Here is a 20073-nt window from a genome sequence, read left to right on the forward strand (position 1 = left end):
CGGAATGCGATGAAATTGAAAAACTTGCGTCACGAGGGCGTACCCGCCGCTCGTTCTCTCGCGGCGCGGCCGTCAGCGCAGGCGGCGCAGCAACGCCCGGGGGCCGGTCGGGCGGGCGGCGGAACCGGCCGCCGGGCCCGGGGGCGTGGCGGGGGTCGTGGCCGGCGGCCCGGCGGGGGCGGGGTCGCCGAGGGCGGCGAGGCGCTCGGTCAGGCGGGCGTTCTCCTCGCGCAGCCTGACGATCTCCTGCCGCAGCGCCGGGTCCCCGGCCCTGCCGCGCCGGGGCGGCTCCGCGTCCCGCTCGGGCAGGAAGCCGTACGTCCTGCCGTCGACCCAGTGGGTGCCCGCGACGTCGTCCACGGCGGCGTCCCGCGACTCGCCCGGGGCCTGGACGAACGCGGCCCGGGCGAAGGAGGCGGTGTGCTCCAGGCGGGCCGCGACCACCTCGTCCTCGGTCTCGTCCAGCGCGACGCTCACCAGCCCGAACCCGCGCTCGGCGGCCAGCTCCACCAGCCGCCGCAGCGACTCCGGGCCGGGCACCCAGCCGGGCGGGCACAGCAGGCGGTACGGCGCGGGCGAGGGCGTCCCGGCGAGCTCCTCGGCCCACCTGACGCGGTGCTCTCCCCGGTACAGGCCGCGCAGCAGCAGCAGGTCGAGCCGGGAGCTGTCGAGCGGGTTGCGCCGGTCCTCCCGGACCGCGTCCCACGCGCCCACCAGGGTGATCTGGATGTCGTTCAGCGTGCCGGCCAGGAACCCGTCGACGGTCGCGCGGACGGACTCGTACGAGGCCCCGCCGGCCTCCACCACGACCTCGGCGTAGGGGACGAGCCACTGGCGGCCCGGATGGGTGCGCAGCCACCGCATGTGCGGGATGTGGCCGGGCACGAACGCGTGGTTGTAGCGCTTCACCCGCTCCTTGTCGCGCATCATCATCGACGCGCCGAGATGGCGGCTGCGGGCCTCGGGCGCCAGCACGAAGGCGGCCCCGGCCTGCGCGAGCCGGTAGCCCAGCTCGGTGTCCTCGCCGAGCACCAGGCCGGTGTCCAGCGGGCCCGCCCGGCGCAGCAGCCGGGTGTTGACCGACGCCGCGTTGGTGACGTGCACGCGGTAGGCGGTGTCGCCCGCCGTGCGCAGGCCGTCGGTACGCTCGGCGAGGTCGACGATCCAGCTGTGCGGCTCGCTGGCCTCCTCGTCGAACAGCGTGTCCGCCGCCCCGGCCGAGACGGCCGCGTGCACCTCGGCGGGGGTCGGCGAGCCCGGCCGGTGCTCGACGTAGCGCACGTAGCCCATGACCACGAGGTAGCCGGCCACGTGGTGCCAGCGCATGTGCGCCTCGACCTCGTCGTGGAAGGTCACCATGTCGGCGTCCAGCCAGTGGACGACGTCCCCGCCCGCCACCGCCAGCCCCGCGTTGCGGGCGTTCGACCGCCCCCGCGAGCCCGGCTCGGTGGTGAGGAGCCGCGTGTTCGCCGGGACGATCTCGGGCAGGCGCAGCGCGGGCACGGACCCGTCGTCGACGACGACGACCTCCGTCAGCTCGGCCGGGTAGCTCTGCGCGGCCAGGGCGGCGAGGGTGAGGTCGAGCTTGTCCTGGTGCCCGTAGGCGGCGATGACCACGCTGACCGTCAGGCTGGGCCGCCAGTCTCCCGGTGCCGGGGGCGCGAGCACGCCGTAGTCGTTGTGCCGGATCCGCGGCTGCGTCACTGCCTCAACTCCATCGGTCCACCCGGCTCCCGGCCGTCCGGCGGGCCCGGTTCACACTCCATCAGCAGGCTCGGCCGGAAGCCGCGCCACTGCTCTCTCGCCCGGGCCAGGAAGTACCCGACCGGCTCCTGCCAGGTGTGCCTGCCCCGCGCCGCCCGCCGGGCGACGAAGCCGAGGCCGTGCGCGCGGTAGATGGCGCCCCCGGCGCGCAGCAGGTGCTGGAAGAACTGGACGTCCACCGCCCGCGCCACCGGCCGGAACCCGCCGAGCGCCTCGAAGGCCGAGCGCGACACGACGAAGGTGCCGCCCGCCACGTGGTCGGACATGGTCTCGCTGGTCCAGTTGCGCCGGATGGTGACGTCGATCTGCTGCAGGTAGAAGAACTCCGAGGCCGCGCCGACCAGCTCCGCGCCCGAGTACGCGTGGGCGAGCGCCATGTCGGCCAGGTGGTCGGGGCCGTACCAGTCGTCGTCGTCCCACTTGCTGAGGAACGACCCCGAGGCGCGGGCGGCGGCCTGGTTGAGCACGACGCCGAACGGCAGCGCCGCGTCGGCCTCGACGATCGTGATCGGGCGGGGGAACGCCGCCACCGCCCGGGCCACCTCGGGGGCGTCGGCGGGCACGCCGTGCAGGGTGAGCACGACCTCCAGCTCCACCCCGCGCTGCCGGGCGATCTGGGCCAGGGCGAACGGCACCAGGCCGGCCCGGCGGGTGCACATGATGACCGAGATGGACGGCCGCGGCGGCACCGGCACGCCGGTGCGCGCGGCCAGGGAGCGCCAGCGGGCGGTCGTGCCGTGGACGTTGAGCGCCGCGCGGCGGAGCCGGACGCTGTGCTCCTCGCGGCGCAGCTCGTCGGCCAGGTCGGCCTCGCCGGCGGCGGTGAGCAGCGCGGTCAGCTCCGGGCCGAGCGCTCGCGCCGCCCAGCCGGGCACCGGGCGGGACACCAGTGGCACGCCGGCGGCGGCCAGGCTCGCGACGGCGCGGACGGCGGCGACCGGGCCGGTGTGGGCGGGGCGCCAGGAGACCCCGAGGCCGCGCAGGCGGCGCAGGCGGCCGACGTCGGCGTCGGTCACGCCTCCGGACGCGGGCAGGCGGACGACCGTGCGGCCCTCCAGGCGGGCCTCCCAGCCGGCAAGGCCCTGGACGAGCGTGCCGAACCCGCGCTTGGGGGTCTTGAGGAAACCGCGCGGGTTGACCGTGCGCTCGTCCACGGGCGGCACCGCGTCGGGCTCGAACACGGTCGCGCGCAGCGCGTCGTAGCCGCCGGGGGAGCCGAAGCGCGCCCAGCCGAGGTCGGCGGGCCGGTCGACGACGGGGATGCGGTCGTCGGCCCACACCGCGGCCGGTCGGCCGGCGGGCTCGCCGTCCCCGCCGACGGAAGGGTTTTCGGTGGGCAGTCCGCCCGACCCCCCGGCGAGCGGCTCGTCCGGGCCCTCGGTGGGCGGCTCGTCCGGGCCCTCGGTGGGCGGCCCGGCCAGGCCCTCGCCCGGCAGGCCGGTGGCCCGGACGGCGAGGTCGGCGGCCGGCACGTCGGCGCGGTCGGGCACGGGGCCGCCGGTGCCGGAGAAGCGGGCGTCGGGGTCGCCGGGGCGCCAGTCGGCCAGGCCGGGGCCGGCGAGGCCCGCGACGGGCAGGGCGTACGCGTTGAGGTGGTGGCCGCCGAAGCTCCTGGCCACGGCCGCCGTCACCTCGCCGGCGGGCCGGGGCTCGGCGAAGCGGGCCCGGACGCGCCAGCCGGACTTGGCGTACCCGGCGACGGAGACCTCGCGCAGGACGCGGCGGCCGAGGCCCGGCGACAGCGGCACGCCCGGGGCGTCGCACCACGGCGGCGCCTCCAGGACCACCACGCCCACCATGGTCACGGCGGGCAGCGCCTCGCCCAGCGTCACCACCCGGCGCAGGTCGGTCGGCGTCCGCGCCACCACGATGACGGCGGAGGGTGCGGTCACCGTCCACGGGTGCGGTCCCATGACGTCGAGGTCGGCCGCCTCGAAGGCCACGCCGGGCAGCAGGTCGTCCAGGTCGGCGATCGCGACGCCCGCCACGGCCACGGCGACCTTGCCGCCCGCGGCCGAGAACTTGGCCGCCGCCTCTGCGGGCAGGGGGACCAGCGTCATCCCGGGGTCCGCCGCAGCACCATGGCGCCCTTCTCCGCCGGAACGGGGGTGCCCGCGAGCTCGGGGTACTCCTTCAGCCAGCGCGCGGTGACCTCGCGCTCGGCGGCGCGGTCGGAGTCGTCCAGGACGAACCACGCGTCGGGGGCGCAGCGCGGCAGCAACACGGGAACGGCCGGGTACCGCGTCAGCGGGGCGGTGGCGCCGGGCGGCCCGTCGACGAAGACGAGGCCGATGTCGTTGAGGTCGTCCACGGCGGCGGTGTCGTACCAGGGGATGGCCTCGCCGGCGCCCGCGTCGCGGTGCCGGGGCGTCCACGAGGCGAGCGGCGCGTGACGCACCTCGACGACGTCCTGCAGGCCGTGCGCGATCACCAGGTCGCGGGTGGTCTCGGCGAACCGCTCGTCGTGTTCCAGGGCGATCACGCGGCCGGCGGCGAAGCGCTGGACGGCGTAGCCGAGCCAGACGCTGGACGAGCCGCTGCCGCACTCGACCACGATCTTGGTGTGGTCGGCCGCGATGCGCTCGATGAGCAGGCGCAGGACGTCCGGCGAGGCGGCCCAGCCGCGGAGCCGGGGCAGCGGGGCGCGCGGCTGGAGCAGGGCGCGTATGTCGATCAGGGCTTCGAGCTGGGCGTAGTTCTGGCGGACCGACCGGGTGACGTCCGCGTGCCCCTTCTCGACCATGCCGCGCAGCTCGCGCAGCTCCTCGTCCGTGCCGGCGCCCTCCCGCACGGCGGCGTCGAGCCGGGAGAGGGCTTCCTGGAGGCCGGTCAGCCGGTCGGCCTGCGCGGTCAGCTCCATGCGGTCCTCGCCGAGCGCGGCCAGCACCTGGCGCGCCTGCTCGCGGCCGGCCGTCTCGACGCGGGCCGCCAGGCCGTCGACCCGGGTGGTGAGCATCGCGATGTCCTTGCCGGCCCTGGCGAGCGCGAGGTCCTGGCGCTTGCTGCGGGCGTCCATGCGCAGGGCCTTGCCGTCGGTCCTGCGCACGGTCACGACGATCACGGCGGCGGCGGCGAGGGTGAGGCTGGACAGGGCGATCTGCACGGCGGGGGCGGGGTCCAGGAGTCCCTCGGCGGACAGCAGCACCAGCGTGAACACCGCGAGGCCGGCCAGGGCCACGCTGGCGATCAGCAGCAGGCGTGGGGGTAGTGTCCGCATTCTTACCCTTTCTCATTATTCGTGCAGACGGGGGCAACTTTCACCATATGGGCGTTAGGTGATCGGACTCCAGGCGACTTCGGAGTCATGCCCTCGCCGCGCACGGGCCGTGCGGACCTCGGTCCACGGCCGCCGCGACGTCGCCCTGGACTTCATGCGTCCCAGGTGAGCGGTCCACGGGAGAACACCCGTACCGCGAGCGGTCCCCCATAGGCCGTTCCATCGCGCGCGCACCCCGCTTCCGTGGGGCGCCATGACCGGGTAGGCACCGTTCGGAGCGGGATGAACATTGAACTCATACTAACTACGTATTTGTAACTCCAAGCTCGCGGGCCTCAGTTTTTACCCTTTTTCTCATGGAATTCACATGCAAGGGGCGGACCGTACGGTCCGCCCCTTCAGTCGCATGTCGTGGAATGTCGTGGCATGGGATAGCGGCGATCCGCAGCCCCGCCCGGCCGATGCGCCCCGGCCGGTCACGAAGTCAGGAGATCTTCGTGCCCGCCGACAGCAGGTCCTCACAGGCGCGCGTCACACGCGCGGCCATGCCCGCCTCGGCCGACTTGCCCCACGCGCGGGGGTCGTAGTCCTTCTTGTTGCCCACGTCGCCGTCGACCTTCAGCACGCCGTCGTACTTGCTGAACATGTGGCCGGCGACGGGGCGGGTGAAGGCGTACTGCGTGTCGGTGTCGATGTTCATCTTCACCACGCCGTAAGAGATGGCCTCGCGGATCTCCTCCAGCGTCGAGCCGGAGCCGCCGTGGAAGACGAGGTGGAAGGGCTTCTCCTTGCCGTACTTGGCCCCGACGGCGTCCTGGATCTCCTTCAGCACGCTCGGGCGCAGCTTGACGTGGCCCGGCTTGTACACGCCGTGCACGTTGCCGAACGTGGCCGCCAGCAGGTAGCGGCCCTGCTCGTCGAGGCCCAGCGCCTCGGCCGTGGCCAGGGCGTCCTCCGGGGTGCTGTACAGCTTCTCGTTCATCTCGCCGACGACGCCGTCCTCCTCGCCGCCGACGACGCCGATCTCGACCTCCAGGACGATGCGCGCCTCGCGGGTCCTCGCGATCAGCTCGCGCGCGATCTGGAGGTTCTCGTCCAGCGGGCAGGCCGAGCCGTCCCACATGTGCGACTGGAACAGCGGGTCGCGTCCCTCGGCCACCCGCTGGAGGGAGATCTCCAGCAGCGGGTTGACGAAGCCGTCGAGCTTGTCCTTGGGGCAGTGGTCGGTGTGCAGGGCGATGTTCACGGGGTACTTGGCGGCGACCACGCGGGCGTACTCCGCCAGCGCCACCGCGCCGGTGACCATGTCCTTCACCGCCGGGCCCGACAGGTACTCGGCGCCGCCGGTCGACACCTGCACGATGCCGTCACTCTCGGCTTCGGCGAAACCGCGGAGGGCGGCGTTCAACGTCTGCGAGGACGTCACGTTGATCGCCGGGTATGCGAAACCATTGGCCTTGGCCCGGTCGAGCATCTCGGCGTAGACCTCTGGGGTCGCGATAGGCATCGGAAGTCATCTCCCTAACGAACGGATGGCGGAGCGGGGGGTCCAGCTTCCCCCGGGCAAGTATCGCGAAGGACCGGCTGACGAGGAAGCCGGAGCGGCGCTCGTGTCCACCTGGTGGGACCGCTCCGCCTCCTCCGCCTCCTCCGCCTCCCGCCGGACGTCGCCGTCCTTCCGCCATTGTGCCTCCCGCGGTTCGCGCGCCCGACGCCGCCCGCCGGGAGTACCCTCGTGCGGTGATCCAGCTCACCCACCTGCTCGACGCCCAGTGGTGGATCGTCACGTTCGGCCTCATCGGCATCCTCGTGATCATCTTCGCCGAGACCGGCCTGCTCGTCGGCTTCTTCCTGCCGGGCGACTCCCTGCTGGTCGTCGCCGGCATGGGCGCGTCGGCGGCGGTGGCGTCCTCGGTCGGCCTCGACACGCCGTTCCCGCTCGGCGTCCTGCTCGCCTGCGCGCCGCTGTGCGCGATCGCGGGCGCGCAGCTCGGCCACCTCATCGGCGCCAAGACCGGCCCCCGGCTCTTCTCCCGGCCCGACTCGCGGCTGTTCCGGCGCGAGTACGCCGAGAAGGCCGAGCACTACTTCCTGAGGTTCGGCCCCGCCAAGGCCGTGGTGCTCGCCCGCTTCATCCCGATCGTCCGCACGTTCCTCAACCCGGTGGCCGGCATGCTCGGCATGCCGGCCCCCCGCTTCCTGGTGTGGAACGTCGTCGGCGGCGTCCTGTGGACGGAGTCGCTGCTGCTGGTCGGCTACTACGCGGGCAGCTCCATCCCGAACGTCGACCGCTACATCCTGCCGGGCGCCGTGCTGATCATCCTCGTGTCGGTCGTCCCGATCGCACGCGAGATCATGAAAGCTCGCGCGCACCCCGCGCCCGCCCCGGCCGCCCCCGCGGCCCCGCGACGCGGCGACCCCGCCGCCCGGCCCTAGACGGCGCGCGGGCGGGGGCGCCGGGCCGTCAGCGCAGCGCGCCGTAGAAGGCGCGCAGGTCGTCGGCGAGCACGCCGGGCACGAGGTGGGCGGCGTAGTGGCCGCCGCTGTCGTAGGACTTCCAGTGCACGATGTTCTTGTGATCACGGTCGGCGAACGTGCGCATGGAGACGAAGTCGCCCTTGAACATCGCGAGGCCGGTCGGGACGGTGGTGGGCTCCGCGGGGTGCTCGGCGTGCGCGTCCTCGTAGTAGAAGCGGGTGGCCGAGGTCGCGGTGCCGGTCAGCCAGTAGAGCATCGTGTTGGTCAGCACGAAGTCGGCGCCGACGTCGGCGGTGTCGCCCAAGAGCTGCGCGTTCCAGCCCAGCAGCCCGACCGGCGAGTCGAAGATCCCGTACGACAGGGTCTGCGGCTGCTGGGAGTGCAGGACGTTGAACGACATCTTGTGGTCGTAGAACCACTGAAGCGCCTCCAGCGCCTTCTGGTCCTCCGGGGTGATCTTCTCGAACTCGGCGGGGTCGCCGGAGGGGAAGGAGAAGATCTGCGTGACGTGCACTCCGACGACGTGCTCGGGGTCGAGCCGCCCGACCTCGGGGGCGACGAACGAGCCGCCGTCGTTGCCGGCGGCGCCGTAGCGGCCGTAGCCCAGCCGCCGCATCAGCTCCACCCACGCCTTGGCGGTGCGGTACCGGTTCCAGCCCTTCTCCCTGGTCGGGCCGGAGAAGCCGAAGCCGGGCAGCGACGGGATCACCACGTGGAACGCCTGCGCCGGGTCCTCGGGGTCGGTGAGGAGGTCGATGATCTTCAGGTACTCCACGATCGAGCCCGGCCAGCCGTGCGTGAGGATCAGCGGCAGGGCGTTCTCGTGGCGCGAGCGGACGTGCAGGAAGTGGATGTTCTGCCCGTCGATCTCGGTGGTGAACTGCGGGTACCGGTTGATCTGCGCCTCGTGGGCGCGCCAGTCGTACCCGTCGCGCCAGTACTCGGCGAGCTCGCGCACGTACGCCACCGGAACGCCGTAGTCCCAGCCGGCGCCCGGGATCTCGTCGGGCCAGAGGGTGCGGTCGAGCCGGTCGCGGAGGTCGTCCAGCTTGGCCTGCGGGATGTCGATGCGAAAGGGTTTGATCTCTGTGTTCTCGCTCATGGCCGGAACATTAGGGACCCTTCCGGTCAGCTTCTGTCCTGAAGTGCTGCCAGGCTGGGAAATATGTTGGAGACCTCGGCGCGGCTGCTGCGCCTGCTGTCGTTGTTGCAGGCCAGGCGAGAATGGGCCGGCGCGGCCCTGGCGGAACGGCTGAACGTGAGCGAGCGCACCGTGCGCCGCGACGTCGATCGGCTGCGCGAGCTCGGCTATCCCGTGAACGCGACCCGGGGCACCGACGGCGGCTACCGCCTGGGCGCGGGCACCGCCATGCCGCCGCTCCTCCTCGACGACGAGGAGGCGGTGGCCGTGGCGGTCGGGCTGCGCACCGCCGCCGGCGGCGTCGCCGGCATCGAGGAGAGCTCGGTACGCGCGCTCGCCAAGCTCGAACAGGTGCTGCCCACCCGGCTGCGCTCCCGGGTCAACACGCTGCAGGCGTACACCGAGCCGGTGCCCGCCGACCGCCCCGGCCCGGTGGCCGACCCGGGCGTGCTGACCACACTCGCCGCGGCCTGCCGCGACCAGGAGCGGCTGCGGTTCGACTACCGCTCCCACGACGGGTCCGCGAGCCTTCGCGTCGTCGAACCGCACCGGCTCGTCTCGTGGGGCCGCCGCTGGTACCTGGTCGCGTGGGACGTCGACCGCCGGGACTGGCGCACCTTCCGGGCCGACCGCGTCGAGCCGCGCACGCCCACCGGCCCGCGCTTCCCCCCTCGCGACCCGCCCGAGGGCGGCGCCGCCGCCTACGTCGCGCGCGGGGTGTCGGCCGCGGCCTGGCGCCACCGGTCCCGGGTGGTCGTCCACGCGCCCGCGCAGGTCGTGACCGAGCGGGTCAACCCCGCCGTCGGAGTGGTGGAGGCCGTGGACGGGCACACCTGCGTGCTGCACACCGGGGCCGACAGCCTGAACACGCTCGCCGTCCACCTCGGCATGCTCGACCTGGACTTCGAGGTCACCGAGCCCCCGGAACTCGTCGAGCACCTGCGCGACCTCACGGCCCGCTACGCGCGCTCCACCGCCGTGGACGGCGGGCCGCCGTCCACGGCCGCCGCGGCGGGCCCATAACGGTCGCGCATTCATGAAAGTCCTGCTGAGCGGGCCCTCCCTCGCTCACAGCCGCTACCCTCCGATATGTGGGACGCCACAGGACCGACCCCATGGGGCTCGCCCGCCTGCTCATCGCGGGCCTGGCGGTCCTCGTGGTGCTGGTGCTGATCGTGGTCGGCGTGATCTCCCTGATCGGCTCGCTGAACTCCGACGGCCCATCCGCCGAGTCGTCCGCCGGAGCCGCCGCCCCGACCTCCGCCGCGCCCGCGCCGTCAGAGCCGCCTGGGCCGTCGGAGCCGCGGCCGCTGCCCACCTCGGCCGAGAGCCCCACCGTCTTCGTCGAGTGCCGGGCCGACCGATGCCCGCTGTTCGTCCGCGTCACCGGCGGCGACATCGTCGAGGACCGCGACCTGAGCCGCGGCCAGCAGGCCGTCTTCTCCCAGGAGTCCCTCGACGTCGTGCTCGCCGACGCCTCAACGGTCTACGTCGAGGTGAACGGCGAGCCGCGCCCCCCGGGGCGGCCCGGGGAGCGCCAGACCTTCACCGCCGAGCGCTGAGGCGGGGCCGCGCGGCCTACGACAGGCCGAGGTCGTCCATCGTGTAGGCGGTGCGGTAGAGGAGGCCGGCCTCCTCGATCTTCGCGGCCGCGCCCCTGTCGACGATGGTCGCCACCCCGGCGATCTGCGCGCCCGCCTCGCGCAGCGCCTCGACCGCCGTGAGCACCGAGCCGCCGGTCGTCGAGGTGTCCTCCACGGCCAGCACGCGGCGGCCCGCGACGTCGGGCCCCTCGATGCGCCGCTGCAGCCCGTGGGCCTTGCCGGCCTTGCGGACGACGAAGGCGTCCAGGTGGCGGCCTCGCGCCGCCGCCGCGTGCAGCATCGCGGCGGCGACCGGATCGGCGCCGAGCGTCAGGCCGCCCACGGCGTCGTAGTCCAGGTCTTCGGTGAGCTCCAGCATCACCCGGCCGACCAACGGCGCGGCGGTGCCGTCGAGCGTGATCCGGCGCAGGTCCACATACCAGTCGGCCTCACGGCCCGAGGAGAGCACGACCCGGCCGTGCACCACCCCCTTGTTGATGATCTCGTCCAACAGGTTCGCACGGTCGTCCATGGGCCCCAGCCTAGAGAGCCGGTCGCCGCGAGGCCCGTCGGGCATCGTTCATCACCGCAGGTCAGTAATGAGCGGCAAACTGGTACGGTCGGCGGGGACGTCCCTAGATATGGTCAGGCGCGGGCCGAATCGCCGGGATTCACCCTCGCGCCATGAGCGCCTTCATTACCCTGAGATAGGGCCGGGCTTCGGCTGTCACCGGGCCAGGGCCATGGAGAAAGGGCGGTGTCGCGTGGATCGCTGCGCGCTGTTCGTGGACGCCGGCTATCTTCTGGCGGACGGCGCGATGGCGGTGCACGGTACCCGCCACCGTGAGGCCGTCGCGTGGGACTACCCCGGTCTGCTGCAGCTACTGTCCACGCTCGCCCGCGACCGCACCGGCCTTCCCCAACTGCGCTGCTACTGGTACGAGGCGACCGTCGAGGGCAGGCGCACCCCCGAGCACGACGCGCTGGCCGACATCCCGGGCCTCAAGCTGCGCCTCGCCCGCATCCGGCCCGGGCGCCGGGAGGGCGTGGACGCGCAGGTCCACCGTGACCTCATGACGCTGGCACGTAACAACGCCATCTGCGACGCCGTGGTGGTCAGCGGCGACGAAGACCTCGCGCAGGTCGTCAGCGACGCGCAGGATCTCGGCATCCGGGTCACGGTCGTCCACATCACGGCCGAGGGCGGGTGGGCCGTCTCCCGCACGCTCCAGCAGGAGTGCGACGACCTCATCGAGATCGGCAGCGGCCACCTGAGGCCCTACGTCAACCTCGTGACCGGGAACATCACCATCGGCGGGTCCTCGTCGGGCAACGGCCACGCCCGCGAGCGCACCCAGCCGCTCGGCAACGGGCGCCAGCCCTCCTCCGGCGCCCCGGCGTCCGCCCAGGGTTCGCACGGCTCCTCCGGCGGCGGTTCGCACGAGGCACCCTCGCGCGGCTCCGGCGACCCGGCCGGGCCGGGCGCGAGCGGCCCCGGTTCGTATGGTTCGGCCGCGCTCGGCCCGGCTTCCGGCGCCCCCGGGCCCGGCTCGCCGGCTTCCGGCGGGTACGGCGCCGCACCGCTGGGCTCCTCCGGGGCCTACGGCTCGGGCGCGCACGGCTCGGGCGCCGGCTCGCCCGCGTCCTCCTCCCCGGGCTCGTCCGGAGCCGGTCAGGCCGGCGCCCTCGACTTACGCCCGAGCGCGCTCGGCCCCGGTTCGGGCTCCCTGTCCTCCTCACCCGGCGGTCCCGCAGGACCGGCGCAGCCGGGGCCCTCGGGCTCGCAGGGGGGCGGCTCGCCCGGCTCCGGGTCGCGGGCCTCCGGCTCGCACGGGTCGGGGCCGCTGTCCTCCAGCTCCGGGCCCCTGAGCTCCGGGCCGCTCGGGGCGGCCCCGCCCGACTCCGGCTCCGCCGCCCCCGCTTCCGCCGGCCCGGGGTCCGATTCCCCCGAAACCGGCTTTTTCGGCCGCATCTCCGGCTCCGGGCCGCTCGGTTCCGGCTCCCACGGGACGCAGCCCGGGTCGCACAACCCGCCCGAGCAGGCGTCCTCCCGGCCGGGCGCCCACGGGTCCGACTCCTCCCGGCCGGGCGCCGCGCCCTCCGGCCAGTACGACTCCCGCCCGCAGGACACCCCCCCGTCCGCTCCGGCCCCCCCGGAGTACTCCCTCGGCCCGAGCCCGCTCGGCTCCAGCTCCCTGGGGGCCAGCTCCCTCGGGGCCACGTCGCTCGGCCCCGCCCACGGGCTGCCGGTCCAGGGCGGCGGCGCGCACGCCGGCGGCGGGGCGCACGGCTCCTCCTCCGACCCGGGGTCGCGCGGCCTCGGCTCGCGCGGGTCCGGCCCGTCCGAGCGCGGCTCGGGCGCGCATGAGTCCGGCTCCCGCGGCTACGACTCCGGCTCCCGCGGCGGGTCCGGCGGCTACGACTCCGCCTCGCGCGGCTCCGACTACGACTCCCGCGGCCAGGCCTCGCACGGCTCGGGTTCCCGCGGCTCCGGCGCCCACGGCGGCGGCTCCCGCGACTCCGGTACCGGCGTCTCCCGCGACTCCGGCCCGCGCGCCCCCGGTTCCCGCGACTCCGACAACCGTGACTCCGGCTCCCGGGGCATCGGCTCAGGAGCCCACGCGACCGGTTACTCCGACGCGCCGTCCTCCCCGCCGTCGAGCCCGCCGCGCGCCACGCCCCCCGCGCTGCCGCCGGCCTACTCGGGCTACTCCGCGGACCAACGGCCCTCCTACGGCGGGCAGCCGTCCCGGCAGTCCCCGCCGACCGGGCCCATGGCGGCGCCCGTGCCCCCGCAGCTCCCGGCCGTGCCCGGCCAGTACAACCTCGACTCCGGAACCTCCCCCTCGCCGTACCCGCCGTCGCAGCTCGGGCCCTACACCGGCCCTCAGCCCGCTCCGGTGCCGCTCACCGGCTCGCCGGGCACCACGACCCTGGCCGACGCCGTGAAGGCGGCGCACAAGGAGGGTCACGACTTCGGCGAGTCGGTAGCCAGGGACGCCCCGGCGCTCTGGCTGGAGGCCGTGCTCGCCCGCAAGCCGCGCATGCCGTCCGACCTGGAGGCCCGGCTGCTGCAGGGGTCCTCCCTGCCCATCGACTTCCTGCTGCACGATGAGGTGCGCCACGCGTTGCGGCGCGGTTTCTGGGACGCTTTGGAACGCGCCCGGCGCTAACGTTGAGGTGACGCGCGTGTGCGCGGCCTGGCTCCCGTCCTGAGGGGGGAGACGATGGGTGACGAGCGGCTCCCGGGTTCATACGACCGCCCTTTGTGGGACGTCGGGCCGACCGCCGGATGGTCCAGCGGCACGGCCGGGCTCGGCCCGGTGTTGCGCGCCCACCGCGCCGGCTACCCCAAGGCCCGCACGGGCCCCGTGCGGCGCGCGTACGAGGCCGCCGAGCGGGCCCACCGCGGGCAGTCCCGCAAGTCGGGCGAGCCCTACATCACCCACCCCCTGGCGGTGACGCTGATCCTGGCCGAGCTGGGCATGGACACCGCGACGCTCCAGGCCGCGCTCCTGCACGACACCGTCGAGGACACCGACTACACCATCGGCGAGCTGCGGGCCGACTTCGGCGACGAGATCGCGCTGCTGGTCGACGGCGTGACCAAGCTCGACGGGTCCAAGTGGGGGGAGCGGGCCGAGGCCGAGACCTTCCGCAAGATGGTGCTCGCCGCCGCCGCCGACCTCCGCGTGCTGCTGATCAAGCTGGCCGACCGCCTGCACAACCTCCGCACGCTCGGCTTCCAGCCGCCGCACAAGCAGCGGCGCATCGCCCGCCAGTCGCAGGAGCTGCTGATCCCGTTCGCCGAGCGGCTCGGCATGTACGAGCTCAAGCGCGAGATGGACGATCTGTGCTTCTCGGTGCTGCGCCCGGAGGCGCACGCCGCCACCGAGGTCGCGCTCGCCGCGCACGAGGCCGAGGCGCGGGCGCTGCTGGAGCCGGTGGTCGTCCGCCTGCGGGAGGCCCTGGTGGAGCAGCGGCTGTCCGGCGAGGTGGTGCTGCACCGCCGCCACCTGTGGGCGGTCCACCTGGACGTCGGCGACCGCCTCGACACCCTGCAGCCGGCCGACCTGTTCCGCCTCATGGTGCTGATCGACGGGGAGGACCGCGACTGCTACATCGCGCTCGGCTCCGTGCACGCGATCATGAAGCCGGTCCCAGGCCGGCTGAAGGACTTCATCTCGCTGCCGCGCTTCAACCTGTACCGGGCGCTGCACACCCGGGTGATCGCCGAGGGCGGCAAGGTCATGGACGTCATCATCCGCACCCGGCACATGCACCGCATGGCCGAGCGCGGCCTGGCGGCGCACATCCACGACGTGGCGCACGGGCGGCGCGACGGCTTCGAGGGCCGCATCGACCTCGAATGGCTGCGCCGCCTGCTGGCCTGGCAGAACGACGCGACGTCCGCCGACTTCCTGGAGTCGCTGCGCGGCGACCTGCGCCCCGAGGGCGTCGCCGCCTTCACCACCGACGGCGAGGTCATCCTCCTGCCGCCCGGCGCCACCTCGCTGGACTTCGCCTACGCCCTGGGCCCGCAGATCGGCGACCACGCCATCGGCTCCATGGTCAACGGCAGGCTCGTCCCCCTGCACGCGCCGGTCGACAACGGCGCCGTCGTGCAGATCCTCACCGCCGAGACCGCCCGCCCCTCCGCCGACGGGCTGGCGGCGGTCGTCACCCCCACCGCCCGCCTGCAGATCCGCCGCCACCTGGCCGCCCAGCGCGCGGGCGACGCCGCGGCCCAGGGCCGCCGCATGGTCGCCGAGGCCGTCGCCGCCGCCGCCGGAGTCGACCTGCTCGACCTCGAGTCGCGCGGCATCTCCGGCAGCGTCGCCGAGCACATGGGCTTCACCGACCTCGACGACCTCTACGCCGCCGTGGGCAAGGGCACCGTCGACCTCGCCGGCCTGGTGGCCGCCATCACCGCCGAGAACGCCTGAGCCCGGGGGCTACGAGAGGGCGTCGAAGCCCGCGCGCAGGTGCAGCACCCGCTCCGACAGCTCGCGCAGCGGCCCGGCCAGCGTGACGCTGCCGTTTCCCTTGCCGACCAGCTCGCCCATGCGCCCCAGCTCGTCCTCGACGGCCCTCAGCCGCCGGGAGAGCTCGGGCAGCACCTCGGCGCCGCCGACGCCGTCGGGAAGCTCGACGCCGAGCCGCTCGCGCAGCAGGGACGCCTGCTCGGTCAGGCGGCGGTTCATGTTGTAGAGCTCGACGAACACCGACACCTTGGCGCGCAGCACCCAGGGGTCGAAGGGCTTGGTGAGGTAGTCGACGGCGCCGGCGGCGTAGCCGCGGAAGGCGTAGTCGGGGGCGCTGTCGACGACGGTCAGGAAGATGATCGGGATGTTGCGGGTGCGCTCGCGCCGCTTGATGTGCGCGGCGGTCTCGAAGCCGTCCATGCCCGGCATGCGGACGTCGAGCAGGATCAGCGCGAAGTCGATGCTGAGCAGCGCCTTGAGGGCCTCCTCGCCCGACCTGGCCCGGATCGCCACCACGTCCAGCGAGCTGAGGATGGCCTCCAGGGCGATCAGGTTCTCCTCGCGGTCGTCGACCAGGAGGATCTTCGCGCGGTCGGGCATCAACCCCGTCCTTCCTTGACGTCGCCGGGTGCGCCCTTGCCGCGCGTCAGCCAGCCGCGGAGGCGTTCGAGCAGCCGGTCGACGTCCACGGGCTTGGGCACGTAGTCGGACGCCCCCGAGGAGATGCTCTTCTCGCGGTCGCCGCGCATGACCTTGGCGGTGAGCGCGATGATCGGCAGGTCGGTGAACTGCGGCATCCGGCGGATCGCCGAGGTGGTGGCCCAGCCGTCCATCTCGGGCATCATGATGTCCATGAGCACGAGCGCGACGTCCTCGTTGCGCTCAAGCTGCTCGATGCCCTCGCGGCCGTTCTCGGCGTACACCACGGTGGTGCCGTGGCGTTCGAGCACGCTGGTCAGCGCGAACACGTTGCGGATGTCGTCGTCCACGATGAGGATCTTCGCACCGTTGAGCGGGTCGTCGCCCTGCCATGTGGGCGCCTCGGTGCCCATCGACAGCTGGGGGACCCGCAGGGCCTCGTTCAGGTGGGCGGTCTCGGACGGCAGGTCGGAGGCCTCCAGCCGCATGACCTCCGCGCGGCTCTCGCGCGGGGGCGCGGTCGCGATCGCGCCGCCCACGAGCGGCCCGGCGTAGCTGATCGGCAGGTGCAGCGTGAAGGTGCTGCCCCGGCCGGGCTCGCTGGTGGCGTGGATCTCGCCGCCGAGCAGGCGGGCGATGTCGCGGCAGATCGACAGGCCGAGACCCGTGCCGCCGTACTTGCGGCTGGTCGTGCCGTCGGCCTGGCGGAACGCCTCGAAGATCACCTCAAGCTTGTCGGGCGCGATGCCGATGCCGGTGTCCACCACCGAGAACGACAGGATGTCGTCGCTGTCCTGGAGGGCCTGGTCGATGTAGGGCACGCCGCCCTCGGCGCGCGAGACGACCAGCCGGACCTCGCCCTTGGGGGTGAACTTCACCGCGTTGGACAGCAGGTTGCGCAGCACCTGCTGCAGGCGCTGCTCGTCGGTGAGCAGCTCCTCGGGCACCGAGGGGTCGACCTCGACGCTGAACGACAGGCCCTTGTCCTGCGCGAGCGGCGTGAAGGTGGCCTCGACGTACTCGACCAGCTTGGGCATCGAGAGCTGCTGCGGGTGGACGTCCATGCGGCCGGCCTCGACCTTGGACAGGTCGAGGATGTCGTTGATGAGCTGGAGCAGCGCCGACCCGGCGCCGTGGATGGTGCGGGCGAACTCGACCTGCTGCCCGGTGAGGTTGCCGTCGCTGTTCTCGGTGAGCAGCTTGGCCAGCACCAGCAGGCTGTTGAGCGGGGTGCGCAGCTCGTGTGACATGTTGGCCAGGAACTCGGTCTTGTACCGCGAGGAGACCGCGAGCTGCTCGGCGCGCTCCTCCAGCGTGCGGCGGGCCTGCTCGATCTGGAAGTTCTGGATCTCGATGGCGCGGTTCTGCTTGGCCAGCAGCGCGGCCTTGTCCTCCAGCTCGGCGTTGGACCGGCGCAGCTCCTCCTGCTGGCGCTGCAGTTCGTCGGAGCGCTCGCGCAGCTCGGTGGTGAGCCGCTGCGACTCGGTGAGCAGGCCCTCGGTTCGGGAGTTGGCGATGATCGTGTTCATCGTGACCCCGATGGTCTCGACGAGCTGGTTCAGGAAGGCCAGGTGGGCCTCGCTGAACCGGGCGAACGACGCCAGCTCCAGCACGCCGAGCACCTGGTCCTGGAACAGCACCGGGAGCACCACGATCTGGGCCGGGGTGGAGCGGCTGAGGCCGGAGTCGATGGTGATGTACTCGGAGGGCACCTCGTCGAGCACGATCGGCCGGCCCTCGATGGCGGCCTGGCCGACGATGCCCTCGCCGAAGCCGAAGACCTCGCGGGTGCTGGACCCTGGCCGCAGGCCGTAACCGGCGATGAGCCGCAGCTGGTTGTCGTAGGGGCTGGGCACCATGTAGAAGGCGCCGTGCCGGGCGGACACCAGCGGGGTCAGCTCGCTCATGATGAGCTTGGCGACCTCCATGAGGTCGCGGTGGCCCTGCATCAGCCGCGACACACGGGCCAGGTTGCTCTTCAGCCAGTCTTGTTCCTGGTTGGCCTTGGTGGTGTCGACCAGGTTGGACACCATCGTGTTGATGTTGTCCTTCAGGTCGGCCAGCTCACCCTGCGCCTGCACGCTGATCGAGCGGGTGAGGTCGCCGCGCGCGACGGCGCTGGTGACCTCGGCGATGGCGCGGACCTGCGTGGTGAGGTTGCCGGCCAGCTCGTTCACGCTCTCGGTGAGCTGCTTCCAGGTGCCCTCGACGCCCTCGACCCGCGCCTGGCCGCCGAGCTGGCCCTCGGAGGCGACCTCGCGGGCCACGCGGGTGACCTCGGAGGCGAACGAGGAGAGCTGGTCGACCATCTTGTTGATCGTGGTCTTGAGCACCAGGATCTCGCCCTGGGCGTCGACGTCGATCTTCTTGGAGAGGTCGCCGCGCGCGACCGCGGTGGTGACCTCGCCGATGTTGCGCACCTGGTAGGTGAGGTTGGTCGCCATGGAGTTGACGTTGTCGGTGAGGTCCTTCCAGACGCCCGACACGCCGCGCACGCGCGCCTGGCCGCCGAGCTGGCCCATGGTGCCGACCTCGCGCGCGACGCGGGTGACCTCGTCGGCGAACAGCGAGAGCTGGTCGACCATGGTGTTCACCGTGTCCTTGAGCTGCAGGATCTCGCCCTGGGCGTCGACGGTGATCTTCTTGGAGAGGTTGCCCTGCACGACGGCGGTGGAGACGGCCGCGATCTGCCGCACCTGCGAGGTGAGGTTGTTGGCCATGAAGTTGACGTTGTCGGTGAGGTCCTTCCAGACGCCCGACACGCCGTGCACCTGCGCCTGGCCGCCGAGCTGGCCCTCCGACCCCACCTCGCGGGCCACCCGGCTGACCTCCGAGGCCACCAGCGAGAGCTGGTCGACCATCGTGTTGATCGTCGACTTCAGCTCCAGGATCTCGCCCTGGGCGTCGACGTCGATCTTCTTGGAGAGGTCGCCGCCGGCCACGGCCTTGGTGACCTGGGCGATGTTGCGCACCTGGTAAGTGAGGTTGTTCGCCATGGAGTTGACGTTGTCGGTGAGGTCCTTCCAGACGCCCGACACGCCCTTCACCTCGGCGCGCCCGCCGAGCTGGCCCTCGGTGCCGACCTCGCGGGCCACGCGGGTGACCTCGTCGGCGAACAGCGAGAGCTGGTCGACCATCGTGTTGAGGGTCTCCTTGAGCTGGAGGATCTCCCCCTGCGCGTCCGCGGTGATCTTCTTGGAGAGGTCGCCCTGGGCGACGGCCGTGGCCACGGTGGCGATGCTGCGCACCTGGCTCGTGAGGTTGCTCGCCATGACGTTGACGTTGTCGGTGAGGTCCTTCCAGACGCCCGACACGCCGCGCACCCGGGCCTGCCCGCCCAGCTCGCCCTCCGTGCCGACCTCGCGGGCGACGCGGGTGACCTCCTCGGCGAAGGCCGAGAGCTGGTCGACCATGGTGTTGACGGTGTTCTTGAGCTCGTGCATCTCGCCGACGGCGTCGACGGTGACCTTGCGGCTGAGGTCGCCGCGCGCCACGGCCGTGGTGACGACGGCGATGTCGCGCACCTGCGCGGAGACCCGGCTGGACATGGTGTTCACGGCCTCGGTGAGGTCGCGCCAGCTTCCGTACATGCCGCGCACGTTGGCCCGGCCGCCGAGCTGGCCCTCCGAGCCGACCTCGCGGGCGACGCGGGTGACCTCGGAGCTGAACAGCGCGAGCTGGTCGACCATGCCGTTGATGGCCTTGCCGAGCCGGCGGACCTCGCCGCGCGCGCCGGGGTCCATGTCGATGCGGCGGGACAGGTCGCCCTGGGCGACGGCGTCGAGCACGTCGGCCGCCCTGCTCATCGGGCCCACCAGGGCGTCGATCAGCTCGTTGACCTTGTGCACGCTCTGGGCCCACGAGCCCACGCCGGGGCCGGGGGTGAGGCGGGCGCCGAAGTGGCCCTCCTCGACGACCTCGCGTGACACGCGGATCAGCTCGTTCGCCAGGTGCTCTCGGCGGTCGGCCACCTCGTTGATGATGAGGCGTACCTCGCTCATGATGCCGGGGGGCGCGAAGGGCACGCGCTGGCGGAAGTCGCCGTCACGCCAAGCGACGAGCGTCTCCAGCAACGGGCGCAGATCGGATTCGGTGTACGACCGCTCCGAACCGGCCCCCATGGTCGGGGTACCCTTCATGAAGCCTCCTTCACGCTGTTCGGGCGGGACATGGAGTACTGCCAGTCTGGCATGAAGGACGCGATGCGGTCGCCTGGTCGAATGACCGCATGTGACAGCCATCTGTGGTAAGCACGGTGTAATGACA

13 protein-coding genes are annotated in these 20073 nt (G+C 73.0%); 5 read left to right on the plus strand and 8 right to left on the minus strand.

The window, feature by feature from the left end; translation table 11 throughout:
- Positions 1 to 72: 72 nt before the first annotated feature.
- The 4 genes from PYR91_RS14485 to fbaA all read right to left on the minus strand — a co-directional run bounded on the left by PYR91_RS14485 (position 73) and on the right by fbaA (position 6488).
- Complete coding sequence (locus PYR91_RS14485; RefSeq protein ID WP_279780290.1) at positions 73 to 1704, minus strand: glycosyltransferase family 2 protein; 1632 nt, start codon at positions 1702 to 1704, stop codon at positions 73 to 75.
- Positions 1701 to 3824 (minus strand): glycosyltransferase, encoded by a 2124-nt coding sequence (locus PYR91_RS14490; RefSeq protein WP_279780292.1) that lies wholly within the window; start codon positions 3822 to 3824, stop codon positions 1701 to 1703. The genes PYR91_RS14485 and PYR91_RS14490 overlap by 4 nt, the downstream gene beginning before the upstream one ends.
- The gene (locus PYR91_RS14495; protein WP_279780294.1) at positions 3821 to 4981 is read right to left on the minus strand and encodes a class I SAM-dependent methyltransferase; all 1161 of its coding nucleotides are present in this window, start codon (positions 4979 to 4981) and stop codon (positions 3821 to 3823) included. Before PYR91_RS14495 ends, PYR91_RS14490 begins: the two co-directional genes overlap by 4 nt.
- A gap of 484 nt (positions 4982 to 5465) precedes the next feature.
- Entirely contained in the window at positions 5466 to 6488 is a 1023-nt protein-coding gene (gene fbaA / locus PYR91_RS14500; protein ID WP_279780295.1) for a class II fructose-bisphosphate aldolase, read from the minus strand.
- Between the two features lie 233 nt (positions 6489 to 6721).
- Between fbaA and PYR91_RS14505 the strand changes: the two genes are divergently transcribed.
- On the plus strand, positions 6722 to 7417 hold the full coding sequence (locus PYR91_RS14505) for a VTT domain-containing protein (RefSeq protein ID WP_279780297.1): 696 nt from the start codon (positions 6722 to 6724) through the stop codon (positions 7415 to 7417).
- A 28-nt stretch (positions 7418 to 7445) separates the two neighbouring features.
- Here the strand turns inward: PYR91_RS14505 and PYR91_RS14510 are convergent, their stop codons facing one another.
- Positions 7446 to 8561: an epoxide hydrolase gene (locus PYR91_RS14510; RefSeq protein WP_279780299.1), complete on the minus strand. Its 1116-nt coding sequence runs from the start codon at positions 8559 to 8561 to the stop codon at positions 7446 to 7448.
- A gap of 63 nt (positions 8562 to 8624) precedes the next feature.
- Between PYR91_RS14510 and PYR91_RS14515 the strand changes: the two genes are divergently transcribed.
- Both PYR91_RS14515 and PYR91_RS14520 read left to right on the plus strand, forming a co-directional pair.
- On the plus strand, positions 8625 to 9623 hold the full coding sequence (locus PYR91_RS14515) for a YafY family protein (protein ID WP_279780300.1): 999 nt from the start codon (positions 8625 to 8627) through the stop codon (positions 9621 to 9623).
- A gap of 68 nt (positions 9624 to 9691) precedes the next feature.
- Complete coding sequence (locus tag PYR91_RS14520; RefSeq protein ID WP_279780301.1) at positions 9692 to 10162, plus strand: hypothetical protein; 471 nt, start codon at positions 9692 to 9694, stop codon at positions 10160 to 10162.
- A 16-nt stretch (positions 10163 to 10178) separates the two neighbouring features.
- On the opposite strand, the gene pyrE is transcribed toward PYR91_RS14520, so the two are convergent.
- A complete protein-coding gene (gene pyrE, locus PYR91_RS14525) occupies positions 10179 to 10715 on the minus strand; it encodes an orotate phosphoribosyltransferase (protein ID WP_279780302.1) in 537 nt (178 codons plus the stop codon).
- 232 nt (positions 10716 to 10947) lie between these two features.
- Here pyrE and PYR91_RS14530 point away from each other — a divergent pair, with 232 nt between their 5' ends.
- Positions 10948 to 13356: an NYN domain-containing protein gene (locus PYR91_RS14530; protein ID WP_279780304.1), complete on the plus strand. Its 2409-nt coding sequence runs from the start codon at positions 10948 to 10950 to the stop codon at positions 13354 to 13356.
- 54 nt (positions 13357 to 13410) lie between these two features.
- Positions 13411 to 15129 carry an HD domain-containing protein gene (locus tag PYR91_RS14535; protein WP_279780306.1) on the plus strand — a complete coding sequence of 573 codons (1719 nt, stop codon included), beginning with the start codon at positions 13411 to 13413 and terminating at the stop codon, positions 15127 to 15129.
- Between the two features lie 9 nt (positions 15130 to 15138).
- Here PYR91_RS14535 and PYR91_RS14540 read toward each other — a convergent pair whose 3' ends face one another.
- Entirely contained in the window at positions 15139 to 15768 is a 630-nt protein-coding gene (locus tag PYR91_RS14540) for a response regulator (protein WP_279780307.1), read from the minus strand.
- Complete coding sequence (locus PYR91_RS14545) at positions 15768 to 19946, minus strand: HAMP domain-containing protein (RefSeq protein ID WP_279780308.1); 4179 nt, start codon at positions 19944 to 19946, stop codon at positions 15768 to 15770. Before PYR91_RS14545 ends, PYR91_RS14540 begins: the two co-directional genes overlap by 1 nt.
- Positions 19947 to 20073: the final 127 nt, after the last annotated feature.

Origin of the sequence: Sphaerisporangium sp. TRM90804, from assembly GCF_029846175.1 — a bacterium.
Lineage (GTDB): Bacteria > Actinomycetota > Actinomycetes > Streptosporangiales > Streptosporangiaceae > Sphaerisporangium.

Coding starts and splice junctions, on each gene's coding strand:
- PYR91_RS14490 (WP_279780292.1), bottom strand. CDS start 3,824: ATGACGCTGGTCCCCCTGCCCGCAGAGGCGGCGGCCAAGTTCTCGGCC.
- PYR91_RS14495 (WP_279780294.1), bottom strand. CDS start 4,981: ATGCGGACACTACCCCCACGCCTGCTGCTGATCGCCAGCGTGGCCCTG.
- fbaA (WP_279780295.1), bottom strand. CDS start 6,488: ATGCCTATCGCGACCCCAGAGGTCTACGCCGAGATGCTCGACCGGGCC.
- PYR91_RS14510 (WP_279780299.1), bottom strand. CDS start 8,561: ATGAGCGAGAACACAGAGATCAAACCCTTTCGCATCGACATCCCGCAG.
- PYR91_RS14515 (WP_279780300.1), top strand. CDS start 8,625: ATGTTGGAGACCTCGGCGCGGCTGCTGCGCCTGCTGTCGTTGTTGCAG.
- pyrE (WP_279780302.1), bottom strand. CDS start 10,715: ATGGACGACCGTGCGAACCTGTTGGACGAGATCATCAACAAGGGGGTG.
- PYR91_RS14535 (WP_279780306.1), top strand. CDS start 13,411: ATGGGTGACGAGCGGCTCCCGGGTTCATACGACCGCCCTTTGTGGGAC.
- PYR91_RS14540 (WP_279780307.1), bottom strand. CDS start 15,768: ATGCCCGACCGCGCGAAGATCCTCCTGGTCGACGACCGCGAGGAGAAC.
- PYR91_RS14545 (WP_279780308.1), bottom strand. CDS start 19,946: ATGAAGGGTACCCCGACCATGGGGGCCGGTTCGGAGCGGTCGTACACC.